The sequence below is a fragment of the Actinomyces mediterranea genome, assembly GCF_900155595.1.
GTDB lineage: Bacteria > Actinomycetota > Actinomycetes > Actinomycetales > Actinomycetaceae > Pauljensenia > Pauljensenia mediterranea.
This window is the reverse complement of sequence record NZ_FTPB01000003.1, coordinates 1-13,252: the sequence shown is the minus strand read 5'-3', so window position 1 is coordinate 13,252 and position 13,252 is coordinate 1. Positions and strand designations below refer to the sequence as shown.

Below are 13,252 nucleotides of genomic sequence, written 5' to 3'. Positions count from 1 at the left end.
ATGCCCATGGTTCCGCTCAGCTGGCTCGCCGACCATGTCGACGTGCCCCAGGGGATGGATGCCCCCGGACTCGCCGCCGCCCTCGTCAAGGTCGGCCTCGAAGAGGAGACGATCCACCCGGCGAAGGTGATCGGCCCCCTCGTCGTCGGCAAGGTGCTGTCCCTCATCAAGGAGACCGCGTCCAATGGCAAGACCATCAACTACTGCAGGGTCGATGTCGGCGACTACAACGATGCACCCGGCACAGGCAAAGAACCCGCAGATGTCGCCAGTCGCGGCATCGTCTGCGGCGCGCATAACTTCGTCGAGGGGGACCTCGTTGCGGTGAGCCTGCCCGGGGCCGTCCTCCCCGGCGACTTCCAAATCGCGGCGCGCAAGACGTACGGACACATCTCCGACGGCATGATCTGCTCGGCGCGCGAACTCGGACTCGGCACCGACCACACTGGCATCATCGTGCTGACCGAGTACTTCCCCGATAGGCAGATCCCGGCCCCCGGTACCGATCTGGTCTCCTTCCTCGGTCTCGGAGAGGAAGTCCTCGAGATCAACGTCACCCCCGATCGCGGCTACTGCTTCTCAATGCGCGGAGTCGCCAGGGAGTTCTCCCATTCGACGGGAGCGGCTTTCCGCGACCCCGGGCTCGTGGGCACCCTCGTCGATTCGGTTCCCGATCCCACGAAGGACGGTTTCCCCGTCGTCGTCGACGACGACGCGCCGATCAACGGGCGCGCAGGATGCGACCGCTTCGTGACGCGCATCGTCCGCGGAATCGACCCCACCGCTCCGACGCCCCGGTGGATGGTGGAACGACTCGAGGCCGCAGGCATGCGCTCGCTGTCGCTGGCCGTCGACGTGACGAACTACGTCATGCTCGACCTGGGGCAGCCGATGCACGCCTACGACCTCGATGCGCTCGCCGCCCCGATCGTTGTGCGCCGGGCGCGCCCCGGAGAACATTTGACGACGCTCGACGATGCGGATCATGCGCTCGACCCGCAAGACCTCCTCATCACGGATTCCCCCGAGGGGACCGGGTCGCGCATCATCGGCATGGCCGGCGTCATGGGCGGCCAGTATTCCGAGGTTGAGGAGTCGACGACGAATATCCTCCTCGAAGCCGCCCACTTCGACGCGGTGTCGATCGCCCGCACAGCGCGCAGGCACCGCCTTCCTTCGGAGGCGTCGAAGCGCTTCGAACGCGGAAGCGATCCCCGCCTGCCCGCCGTCGCCGCGCAGCGCGCCGTCGACCTCCTCGTCGAATACGGCGGAGCAGCGGCCGATCCCGCAGTCTTCGATATGGACAACACGGTCGGCGCCGAGCCGATTCTTTTCGCATATTCCGAGACTGAGCGCCTGACCGGCGTGGAGCACACGCCCCCCGGGCTCCGCTCCTACCTCGAGATGATCGGGTGCACGGTGAGCGACTCGACCGACGAGCAGTGCTTCCTCGTCACCCCGCCGTCGTGGCGCCCCGATCTCGTGGGCCCCGCCCACTTGGTCGAGGAGATCGCCCGGCTTCACGGCTTCGACGAGATCCCCTCGATCCTCCCGGTCGCCCCTGCGGGCAGGGGGCTGACCTCCGCCCAAAGAGCACGTCGCCGAGTCTCAGAGACCCTCGCCCATGCGGGGCTCACGGAGGTGCTCACCTACCCCTTCGTGTCGGACTCCTTCGACCGCCAGCGCTTCACCGACGATGATCCGCGAAGGAGAGCAGTGCGCCTGCGCAACCCGCTCGCAGAGGATGCGCCGTGGCTGCGCACATCGATCCTCGACACCCTCCTCGACGCCGCCGGGCGCAATATCTCCCGCGGCGCGGACCGGGTCGCGATCTTCGAGTCGGGTCTGGTCATCCGACCCGAGGGGACCGTTCCGATGGGTCTGCTCAGCGCAGAGCAGCGTCCGAGCGACGAAGAACTCGCCGCTTTGAACGCAGGGACTCCGAACCAGCCGTGGCATATCGGCGTCGTCCTGGCGGGACGTGCATCCGGCTCTCCCATCGTCGAGGAGGAGCGCAGCTTCGACTGGTCCGACTCCGTTGACATCGTCCGCATCATCGCGCAATCCATTGGCGTGCGCTTGGAGGCGTGCCGAGCGTGGGAGCCTGAGGTCGTTGTCGTCAAAGGGCCCCCGATGCCCCCTTCCGAGCAGGATCCCGCTCGTGTCGCCCCCTGGCACCCGGGTCGCCTCGCCCGCTTCTTCGTCCGCTCCGGGCGCGACCTCGTTGATGTCGCCCTCGCCGGTGAACTCCACCCGTCGGTGTGCCGCTCCTTCGGACTGCCTGAGCGCTCATGCGCGGTGGAGGTCGACCTGTCAGCGCTGGTGGCGCAGATGGCGACTCAACCCATCCAGGTCAAGCCCGTCTCGACCTATCCGGCCGCCAAGGAAGACATTGCCCTCGTGCTTCCCGCATCGGTGCCCGTGTCACGCATCGAGCAGGTCGTCCGCCAGGGCGCAGGCCCTCTCCTTGAAGACGCCGTCCTCTTCGATATCTATGAGGGCGATCAACTCGGCGAGGGGGTGAAGTCCTACGCGTTCGCGCTGAAGTTGCGGGCCGAGGACCATACGCTCACTGCTGCCGAGTCCGCGGATGTCCGCGCGAATATCGTGGCTCGCGCATCGAAGACCCTGGGCGCCGAGCTGCGCTCCTAGTCCTTCTCGGACGAGGAACCCGCTACCGGCCCGCCGTGTGTGCATCCCGCCTCAGGTGGGACCAACGGACACACAGCGGGCCGGAGCATCTGTCACACTGGACTCATGCACATCCTTGTCACCGCCTCATCCAAGCACGGCTCTACCGATGAGGTCGCCAACGCCATTGCGCGGCGCCTCGAGACGGCGGGCCACGCAGTGGATCGGATTGCCCCGGATGACGTCGAATCCATTGATTCTTATGATGCGGTCGTGTGCGGGTCCCCGGTGTACATCCTCCAGTGGATGAATGGAGCCCGTCACTTCATGGAGCGCTTCTCGGCCCAGCTCAAGGACAAGCCGGTGTGGGCATTCTCCGTCGGAATGAACGGGGTGCCCAAGCACGCGCCGCAGGATGCCACCCGCATTGGACCTCTGCTGACGCGCATCAAGGCGCGCGATGTCCATATGTTCGCCGGGCGTTACAAGCCGTCGCTCCTGACCCTGCGGGAGCGATCGGTGGCGCGCCTCGCCGGTGTCGTTGAGGGCGATTTCCGCGATTGGGGAGAGGTCGACGCATGGGCGGACTCCATTGACGCGGAGTTGGCCTCTCTGTAGCGAACCGGTGTTCGGTTGATGGACACCTGAATTAGAATTATGCATGAATATGTATATTCATGCATATGAGTGTGACTGCAGCAGTCGCCGGAGCCTCCGGCTACGCGGGCGGGGAAGTCATCAGACTCCTCGCCTCGCATCCCGAGATCACCGTCACAACGGTGACGGCGGCGTCATCCGCCGGACAGCGGCTCGGTGACATCCACCCCCACATCACCCCCTGCGCCGACCTCGTCATCCAGCCGACGGACGTCGGCACGCTCGCGGGCCACGATGTCATCTTCCTTGCGCTGCCGCACGGCCATTCGGGAGCCCTCGCCGCCGAACTCGAAGCGGCCGGGGAGAAGGCCCTCATCGTCGACTGCGCTGCGGACCACCGTCTCACCGATCCCGAGGCCTGGGCGCACTACTACGGCTCTGAATTCTCACCGGCCTGGACTTATGGGATGCCCGAACTCCTCCATGTCGGAGAGGCCCATGCGACGCATCAACGCCGACTTCTCGCATCGACCATGCGCATCGCCGTCCCCGGGTGCAATGTCACTGCCGTGACCCTCGCAATGCAGCCCGCGATCGCAGCGGGACTCGTCGACTCCTCTCATGTTGTCGCCACCCTCGCCGTCGGCTACTCGGGAGCGGGGCGCTCCCTCAAAGCGCATCTGCTCGCATCCGAGGCCCTCGGCACCATGGCGCCCTACGCCGTGGGCGGAACCCACCGCCACATCCCCGAGATCATCCAGAACTGGGCGGTCAATGGGGCGAATCCGGGTGACATTGGTCTGAGCTTCACCCCGGTCCTCGTCCCGACCTCACGGGGGATCCTTGCAACAGTGGTCGCGCCGCTGGTCGACTGTGCCGATGCGGACGCAGTTGCAGCCGCGTATTCGGTCTACGACGATGAGACGCTCATTCGACTCACCAGCGCCGTCCCCACCACCGGTCCCATTCAGGGAACCGGCCTCGCTCTCATTCACGCCGCCATCGACGAACGCGCGGACACACTCATCGCGTTGGCGGCCATCGACAACCTCGGCAAGGGCACAGCCGCAGCGGCCGTTCAGAGCGCGAATATCGCCCTCGGCATTGACGAGTTCACAGCCATCCCCATGATCGGAGTCGCACCATGAACAGCCAGTCAGCAGCAGTGACAGCGCCCAGGGGATTCCGGGCGGCGGGCGTGTGCGCCGGAATCAAACAGACCGCGGGCCTGAGGGATCTCGCCCTCGTCGTCAATGACGGACCCAGCCCCGCCTCCGCGGGAGTGTTCACGACCAATCGCGTCGTCGCCGCCCCCGTGACCCTCACCCGCGATCACCTCTCGCGCCAGACCATGCGCGCCGTCATCCTCAACTCGGGCGGGGCCAATGCCTGCACGGGCGCGGCGGGAATGGAAGACGCCGAACACACCGCGCTCCACGTCGCCTCACTACTCGGATTCGACGCCGCGCAGATCGGCGTGTGTTCAACGGGCCTCATCGGCGTGCGCCTTCCGATGGACAAACTCCTCGCGGGCGCGGCCGACGCCGTCGCCTCACTGACGGACTCGGTTGAGGGGGGAACGAGCGCGGCAGACGCGATCCGCACCACCGACACCGTCTCCAAGACTTACGCCCACACGACTGAGGCGGGGTGGACGATCGGCGCCATGGCGAAGGGAGCGGGAATGCTCGCCCCCGGACTGGCCACCATGCTGTGCACCATCACCACCGATGCGCTCATCGGCTCCGCCCAGGCGCAGGCGGCCCTTGATGAGGCCGTCCGCACGACCTTCAACCGCACGGACTCAGACGGCTGCATGTCGACCAACGACGCCGTCCTCCTGCTCGCATCGGGCGCTTCGGGCATCGCCCCCGAGGCGGCGGAATTCACCGAGGAGTTGCGCGCCGCATGCCAGAGTCTCGCCCGCCAGCTCATCGCGGACGCGGAGGGCGCCAGCCACGACATCGACATCACCGTCGTCCACGCGTCGAGCGAAGCCGCAGGTGAGGCGGTCGCCAGGGCCGTTGCCCGCTCCAACCTCTTCAAAGCCGCCGTCTTCGGCAATGACCCCAACTGGGGGCGCATCCTCTCCGAAGTCGGCACCGTTCCCGCCACCATCGCCCCCTATGACCCCGCGCACGTCGACGTGTCCATCAACGGGGTCATGGTGTGCCGCGGCGGCGCTGGGGAGGACCGCGGCCTCGTCGACATGACCCCCCGCGAGGTCCGCGTCCTCATCGATCTGCACGCCGGCGAGGACACCGTCACCGTATGGACGAATGACCTCACCCACGACTACGTACACGAGAACAGCGCCTACTCATCATGACGACTCCCACTCCGGCATCGAACTGGACCGACAGATACGCCTCATCGGTGATGAACACCTTCGGCACGCCCCAGCTCACCCTTGTCAAGGGCGAGGGCGCGCATGTCATTGACGCCGACGGCAATCGCTACCTCGATCTGCTCGGGGGCATCGCCGTCAACGTCCTCGGACAGTGTCACCCCGCGGTCGTCGATGCGATCGCATCGCAGGCCTCGACTCTCGGCCACGTCTCGAACTTCTTCGCCACGCCGCCCCAGATTGAACTCGCCGAGAAGATCCTCTCCATCGTCGAACCGCAGGGCGCCCCCGTAGATTCGAGGGTGTTCCTCGCGAACTCTGGCACCGAGGCGAATGAGTGCGCGCTCAAGATCGTCAAGGCCCACGCGAACGCCTCCACAACGCCCAAACGGAGGATCCTCGCCCTCGACCACGCGTTCCATGGACGCACCCTCGGGGCGCTCTCCCTCACGTGGAAGGAGCCCTACAGGCTCCCCTTCGCCCCGCTCATCAACGACGTTGAATTCATCGCCCCTAATGACCTCGCCGCCCTCGAAGCCGCGATGGGGGACGACGTCGCGGGCATCTTCGTCGAACCGATCCAGGGGGAGGCGGGAGTCCATCCGCTCTCCGATTCCTATTTGCAGAGGGTGCGGGACCTGTGTACCCGATTCGATGCCATCATGGTCGTTGATGAAGTTCAGACGGGCGTCGGGCGAACCGGCGATTGGATGGGCCATCATGCCTCCGGTGTGCGCCCGGATGTCGTCACATTGGCGAAAGGGCTCGGCGGCGGCATGCCGATCGGCGCATGCGTCGCACTGGGACCCGCCTCGCTCATCCTCGGCCCCGGGATGCACGGCACGACTTTCGGCGGCAACCCGATCTGCGCCGCCGCCGCGCTCGCCGTCCTCGCCACCATGACGCGCGAGAGTCTTCTCTCCCACGTGAGGGGAGTATCGGAGGAATGGATGGGCGAGCTCAGCCGTGTCGAGCACGTCAGTGCGGTACGCGGACGCGGATTCCTCATCGGAATCGACTTCGACGCTCCTATCGCCCCCGCCGTCGTCACGACTGGGCGGGCCAGGGGATTCATCCTCAATGCGACCGGGCCGTCAACACTCCGGCTCGCACCGGCGCTCACACTCAGACGCAACGAGGCAGCCGACTTCACCCGCGCGCTCCCGTCGATCATCTCCGATGCCATGGCCAGCCAGGAGGAATCAGCATGACACCGCGAGCCATCCCGCAGACGAGGGCTGCGCGCCAAGAGATCATCCGCGCCCTACTCGCCTCTGAGGAAATCGGATCGCAAAAGGACCTCCAAACGCGCCTAGCCGCCAAGGGAGTGGATGTCACCCAGGCGACCCTTTCGCGCGACCTCGTCGACATGCGGGCGACGAAGGTCCGCAATGCCGCAGGCACCCGTGTCTACTCGCTGCCTGACATCGACGGAGGAGCGACCCACGACGGCGAGGCGGGGCACGTCCGACTTGCCAAGTGGTGCCAATCCCTCCTCGTCACCTCCAACCGGGTCGAACACCAACTCGTCCTGCGCACCACAGTCGGTGCGGCGAATCTTCTCGGATCGGCGATTGATGCCGTGAGGATGGAAGAAGTCGCAGGCACGATCGCCGGAGACGACACGATCCTCGTGATCTGCCGCAGCGCCTTGGACGCGGAGAACGTCCAACGCCTGCTCCTCGAACTCGCCGAACCCGGCCAGGATGCGGACGGCTTCTGACCGGCTCCCACTCAACGTCAAGAAGACTAGGAACAAGGAAGAAAAATGAGTCAACATAAGGATCGGGTTGTTCTCGCCTACTCGGGAGGACTCGACACATCCGTCGCAATCGGATGGATCGGCGAGCAGACCGGCCGCGAGGTCGTCGCAGTAGCAGTCGATGTGGGCCAAGGCGGCGAGGACCTCGAAGCCATTCGTCAGCGCGCGCTCGACTGTGGAGCGGTCGAGGCCTATGTCGCCGACGCCCGTGATGAGTTCGCGAGCGAATACTGCATGCCCGCCCTCAAGGCCAATGCCCTCTATGAGGGGAAATACCCGCTGGTCTCCGCGTTGTCGCGCCCCGTCATCGCCAAGCACCTGGTGCATGCCGCACGCGAATTCGGCGCCCACACCGTCGCCCACGGCTGCACCGGTAAGGGCAACGACCAGGTGCGCTTCGAAGTGTCGATCACATCGATGGCGCCCGACATGGACTGCATCTCCCCGGTCCGCGACCTCGCTCTGACTCGCGATGTCGCCATCGAATACGCGAACACCCATGAGCTGCCGATCGAGACGACGAAGCACAACCCCTTCTCCATCGACCAGAACGTGTGGGGCCGCGCCATCGAGACCGGCTTCCTCGAAGACCTGTGGAATGCACCGACCAAGGACGTGTACGTCTACACCGACGACCCGACGTACCCGCCGCTTCCCGACGAAGTCGTCATCACCTTCGACCGCGGAATCCCCGTTGCGATCGACGGTCGCCCGATGACGCCCCTCGAAGCGATTCAAGAACTCAATCAGCGGGCCGGAGCCCAGGGCGTCGGCCGCATCGACATGGTCGAGGACCGTCTCGTCGGCATCAAGTCCCGAGAGATCTACGAGGCTCCCGGAGCCGTCGCCCTTATCGAGGCGCATCAGGCGCTCGAATCGCTGACCCTCGAGCGCCTCCAGCGCCGCTACAAGCGACAGATCGAGCAGACATGGGGGGAACTCGTCTACGAGGCGCAATGGTACTCTCCCCTCAAACGCTCCCTCGACGCGTTCATCGAAGACACTCAGGAATACGTGTCGGGCGATATCCGCATAGTACTGCACGGGGGACGCGCGACGGTCAGCGGCCGACGCTCGGATGCCTCGCTCTACGACTTCAACCTCGCGACCTATGAAACCGGCGATACCTTCAACCAATCGTCCTCGCGCGGATTCATCGACATCTACGGCTTGCAGTCGAAGCTCGCTGCGGCTCGTGACGCCCGAATGGGCAAGTCGACCGGGTACTGAGTTGCAGATCTGAATCGGAATCATGGGGAGAAGGCTCAATGGCCCTCTCCGCACGATTCATATGAGATGCTTCCATGGGCGCTCGCAGAGGGCGCTCGGCGACTTGAGTCGTCTAGAGTCACGACATATGAAGGTTGACGCTGTGCCCATGGATGATTCCTCGAGGACTGAGGCCCAGGGGTACCGTCCGTCACGAAGAGACGCATTCTTCACCGCGATCGACACCCTGCGTGCCCCGCTGCGCAGCCGATTCGGCCCGTGGTCCGACCAGGTGCTGCGACTGTCGACTATCATCGTCCTCTTCTTCGGCTTCGCCGGTCAGGGCGTTCGCAATATCGTCGGCTACTACGGCTCCGGCATCGTCATGGGAGTCATCTTCCTCGTCTTCTTCCTCGCCTACCTCTCCTCGGAGCATACGCTCAGGCGCCGCCGCTATACGGTGGCGCCGCTGCTCTTCGTCCTCGTGTGCACCCTGTCCGTCACATGGTCGTTCTACCCTGTCAGAAGCGCACTCAATGCCGCCGTGTCCATCGGTGCGACACTGACGGCGCTGTGCATCGAAGCGAGTTCCGGCCTCGAGGAGATCGTCGATCTGCTCATCACCACCTTCAAGTCCGTCCTCATCGTTTCGTTGATACTCGAAGCCTTCGTCTCCCTCGTACTGCGCGAACGCCTCGCCCCGCTGACCATGCGCGACTGGGAGGAAGTGCCCGAGTTCTACTACTGGGTGGACAACAACCTCTTCCTCGGGGGGCCGATCAAAGGATTCGTCGGCAACCGCAACCCCCTCGCTTTTATCGCCCTGCTCCTCATCATCTGCCTGTGCGTCCGCTGGGTGCAGCGGCGCAATGACACCATCATGACCCTGGTGTGGGTCGGCGCGGGCGTTGCGACACTCGCACTGACGCGATCCTCCACGGTGATCGTTATCATCGCTGCGGCATTCGCCGTGGCCATTGCCTTCATCGCCATCTCCTACATTCCCTACCGCTACCGGGCGAGGGTCATTTCAGCGCACACTCTCGTGGCGCTCCTCCTCGCACTCCTCGGCTTGATCTTCAGGGTTCAACTGACCGACCTCCTCGGACGCTCGCCGGATATGTCGGGGCGCGGAGACATCTGGCGGACGCTGCTGCCGCTCATCGAGCAGCGGCCCATCCTCGGCTGGGGATGGACGCTCGGCTGGCCGACCGACATCGAGATGTTCGCGACCCTCGTCGTCCGTTTCGACGGGACGCCCACGACCCAGGCGCATAACGCCTATATCGAGGCCCTCTTCCAGACCGGCTTCATCGGCATGGGCATCATCGTCGTGGCGGTCGCCGTCACCTTCTACGGCAGCTTCGTCCTGGCATCGCGCGCCCTCGAGCGCAAGCCCATCGACTGTGCGCCCGCACTCTTGATGACCGCCTTGTTCATCCAGTCCTTCGTCGAATCTAGGCTCCTGTCCGAGGGCAACTGGCTGCTCTTCGTCATTGTGTCGGCGTGGGTCGCCTCGCAACAGCCGCTGCTGTCCCACTATGAGCGCCACTACCAGTCGAAGGTGCACGCCTTTGTCCGTTTCTTAAGCCGAAGGTGACGAATGCGCCGTCATCGTGGATGATTCTTGAGTGACTACGACGACCAGTGAATCCTCTTCGCATATCTCTTTGTGGGGCGGTCGCTTTTCAGGTGGCCCCGCAGATGCGCTCGCAGCACTCTCGGTGTCGACCCATTTCGATTTCCGTCTCGCTCACGTCGACATCGCGGGTTCCCATGCGCACGCCGATGCGCTGCACGCCGCGGGGCTGCTCTCCGATGAGGAGATCACCACGATGCACGAGGCCCTCGACGCCCTCGATGCCGATGTCTCCTCCGGCGTATTCGTGCCGGGCCCCGATGACGAGGACGTCCACACCGCCTTGGAGCGCGGGCTTTTGGAGCGTGCCGGGACGCATCTTGGTGGCAAACTCCGAGCGGGCAGGTCGCGCAATGACCAGATTTCGACCCTCATCCGCATGTATCTGCGAGATGAGGCCCGCCATTTGGCGGCGAGGATCCTCGACGTCGCCGACGCCATCGTCGTGCAGGCTGAGAGCGCGGGCGATGCAGTCATGCCCGGTCGCACCCATCTCCAGCACGCCCAGCCCGTCCTCGTCGCGCATCATCTTCTCGCCCACGTGTGGCCGCTCCTTCGTAATATCGAGCGCCTCATCGACTGGGACGATCGCGCCGCGATCTCCCCTTATGGCTCGGGCGCCCTGGCGGGCAATACTCTTGGGATGGATCCGCGCGCCGTGGCTCGCCAACTCGGCTTTACCGACTCGGTGGCGAATTCCATCGATGGAACCGCCTCGCGCGACATCGTCGCCGAATGCGCGTTCATCCTCGCCATGACCGGAGTCGATGTGTCGCGCCTGTGCGAAGAGATCGTCATCTGGAATACGAAGGAATTCGACTACGTCACCCTCGATGATGCATTCTCCACGGGCTCATCGATCATGCCGCAGAAGAAGAACCCTGATGTCGCTGAACTCGGTCGCGGCAAGGCGGGCCGCCTCATCGGCGACCTCACGGCACTCCTCACCGTCCTCAAGGGCATCCCCCTCGCATACGACCGGGATCTGCAGGAGGACAAGGAGCCCATCTTCGATCAGATCGATACCCTCGATGTCCTCCTGCCCGCCGTCGCCGGCATGATTGCGACGATGCGGCTCAACCTCGAGCGCATGGCTGAACTTGCGCCGCAGGGATTCTCACTCGCTACGGATATCGCCGAGTGGCTTGTGAGGCGCGGCGTCCCCTTCCGCGAGGCGCATGAGATCTCCGGCGCCTGCGTAAAAATCGCCGAGGGGCGCGGTGTCGAACTGGCCGACCTCACCGATGAGGAGTTGACGTCGGCGAGCCCGGCACTGATGCCCGAGGTGCGCGACGTGTTAACTGTGGAGGGTTCGGTGGGTGCCAGGCTCGGGCGCGGGGGCACCGCTCCCGAGAGAGTCGCCGAACAGTTGGCGGAGGCGAAGGCGCTCATCGCCAATGGTCGGACATGGGCGGCGACTCTCACCCGCTAGACTGTCATCGCACCTGATCCGGGGCATCAGACGAAACGATCACATGAATAATGATAGAGAGGCTACTGCCGTGACGGACATCCTTGATGAGCTCCAGTGGAGGGGCCTCATCGCCCAGCACACCGACATTGATGCTCTGCGCGAGCACCTGGCTGCGGGACCCGTCACCTTCTATTGCGGCTTCGATCCGACGGCTCCGTCTCTCCATCATGGCCATCTCGTTCAGGTGCTCCTCATGCGCCACCTTCAGCTCGCGGGCCACCGGCCCCTCGCCCTCGTCGGCGGCGCGACGGGTCAGATCGGTGATCCTCGCCAGTCGGGCGAGCGCATTCTCCAATCCGCTGATGTCGTCAAGGGATGGGCGGATCGTCTGCGCTCACAAATCGAGCAGTTCCTCGATTTCGAGGGCGACCACGGTGCAACGATGGTGAACAACCTCGATTGGACCGCCGAACTGTCGGCTATCGACCTTCTGCGCGGAGTCGGCAAATATTTCCGCGTTGGCACGATGCTGTCGAAGGACATTGTCGCCAGGAGGCTCGCCTCCGATGAGGGGATCTCCTACACGGAGTTCAGCTACCAGATCCTGCAGGCGAATGACTTCCTCGAGCTCTACCGCAGGTACGGCGCGACGCTGGAGACCGGTGGCAATGACCAGTGGGGCAATATGATCGGCGGAGTCGACCTCATCCGTAAGGTTGAGGGCGCGCCATCCCACGTCCTGACGACCCCGATCATCACGAAGTCCGATGGTACGAAGTTCGGCAAGTCCGAGGGCGGTGCCATCTGGCTCGACCCCGAGATGATGAGTCCCTACGCCTTCTACCAATTCTGGCTCCGGGTCGAGGACGCGGATGTCATCAAGTTCTGCAAGATCTTCACCTTCATGACCCGCGAGGAGATTGAGGCGCTCGAGGTCGAGGTCGCTGAGCGGCCGCATGCGCGCACCGCCCAGAAGGCGCTGGCGGCTGCAGTCACTCGCCTCGTGCACGGCGACGAGCAACTCGAGAGAGTTCTCGCCGCGACTCGGGCACTGTGGGGCGGCGGAGATCTTCATACGATCGACGATGCGACTCTGGCCGCTGCAACGGTCGATCTGCCGCGCGCGTCGCTGTCTCTGGGAGAATCAACGATCGTCGACGCTCTCGTGGAGACGGGACTGGAGAGGGGGCGCGGTGCGGCGCGCCGCACCGTCGCTTCTGGAGGCGCCTACCTCAACAATGTGAAGGTCGAGGACGAGGACGCTCCGATCATGCAGTCGGATCTCCTCGCGGGCGGCCGCGCGCTGATTCGCAGAGGGCGCAGGAATCTCGCTGTGGTCGAGCTGTTGTGAATGACATAGTTGTTGCTGGTGGGGGTGCATTTTTGCGCCCCCACCAGGCGTTTCGGCAATGATTGGCCGCGTCGGGCTGGACGTTTTCCCTGTGATCGTGGGAGGGTTCGTCCAAGTGTGATCGGGAGCATAGATTCTGAGTTGACGTGAGTGCTGCAAGGTACTAAATTATTCATTTGTCGCTGTGGCCTGTTGTGGTTGTGGTGGTGTGCCTGGCTCTTGTGGTTGCTGCTTGTTGTGGGTGGTGGCTGGGGGTGTGGGGTGTTGTTTGTGAACTCGATAGTGTGTTGTTTGTTTGTTTT

General features: G+C 64.5%; 10 protein-coding genes. All 10 read left to right on the top strand.

The genetic code is table 11. The features are described 5' to 3' along the window. The 10 genes from pheT (at position 1) to tyrS (ending at position 12,950) form a co-directional block, all read left to right on the top strand. On the top strand, positions 1-2,652 hold the full coding sequence (pheT, locus tag BQ7471_RS01220) for a phenylalanine--tRNA ligase subunit beta (protein ID WP_076463621.1): 2,652 nt from the start codon (positions 1-3) through the stop codon (positions 2,650-2,652). Positions 2,653-2,757: 105 nt separating this feature from the next. Continuing rightward, positions 2,758-3,249, top strand: coding sequence for a flavodoxin domain-containing protein (locus tag BQ7471_RS01215; RefSeq protein WP_076463619.1), 492 nt, complete (start codon positions 2,758-2,760; stop codon positions 3,247-3,249). Positions 3,250-3,314: 65 nt separating this feature from the next. Next, positions 3,315-4,376: an N-acetyl-gamma-glutamyl-phosphate reductase gene (gene argC / locus BQ7471_RS01210; protein ID WP_083663229.1), complete on the top strand. Its 1,062-nt coding sequence runs from the start codon at positions 3,315-3,317 to the stop codon at positions 4,374-4,376. Continuing rightward, positions 4,373-5,557, top strand: a complete 1,185-nt coding sequence (argJ, locus tag BQ7471_RS01205; RefSeq protein ID WP_076463616.1) for a bifunctional glutamate N-acetyltransferase/amino-acid acetyltransferase ArgJ — start codon at positions 4,373-4,375, stop codon at positions 5,555-5,557. Before argC ends, argJ begins: the two co-directional genes overlap by 4 nt. Further along, complete coding sequence (locus BQ7471_RS01200) at positions 5,554-6,786, top strand: acetylornithine transaminase (RefSeq protein WP_076463614.1); 1,233 nt, start codon at positions 5,554-5,556, stop codon at positions 6,784-6,786. The genes argJ and BQ7471_RS01200 overlap by 4 nt, the downstream gene beginning before the upstream one ends. Beyond that, positions 6,783-7,298: an arginine repressor gene (argR, locus tag BQ7471_RS01195; RefSeq protein ID WP_076463613.1), complete on the top strand. Its 516-nt coding sequence runs from the start codon at positions 6,783-6,785 to the stop codon at positions 7,296-7,298. The genes BQ7471_RS01200 and argR overlap by 4 nt, the downstream gene beginning before the upstream one ends. A gap of 45 nt (positions 7,299-7,343) precedes the next feature. Further along, entirely contained in the window at positions 7,344-8,567 is a 1,224-nt protein-coding gene (locus BQ7471_RS01190; RefSeq protein ID WP_076463611.1) for an argininosuccinate synthase, read from the top strand. Positions 8,568-8,715: 148 nt separating this feature from the next. Beyond that, positions 8,716-10,146 (top strand): O-antigen ligase family protein, encoded by a 1,431-nt coding sequence (locus BQ7471_RS01185; RefSeq protein WP_159438502.1) that lies wholly within the window; start codon positions 8,716-8,718, stop codon positions 10,144-10,146. Positions 10,147-10,177: 31 nt separating this feature from the next. Further along, positions 10,178-11,617 (top strand): argininosuccinate lyase, encoded by a 1,440-nt coding sequence (gene argH / locus BQ7471_RS01180; RefSeq protein WP_076463610.1) that lies wholly within the window; start codon positions 10,178-10,180, stop codon positions 11,615-11,617. A gap of 70 nt (positions 11,618-11,687) precedes the next feature. Further along, complete coding sequence (tyrS, locus tag BQ7471_RS01175; RefSeq protein WP_076463608.1) at positions 11,688-12,950, top strand: tyrosine--tRNA ligase; 1,263 nt, start codon at positions 11,688-11,690, stop codon at positions 12,948-12,950. Positions 12,951-13,252 lie beyond the last annotated feature (302 nt).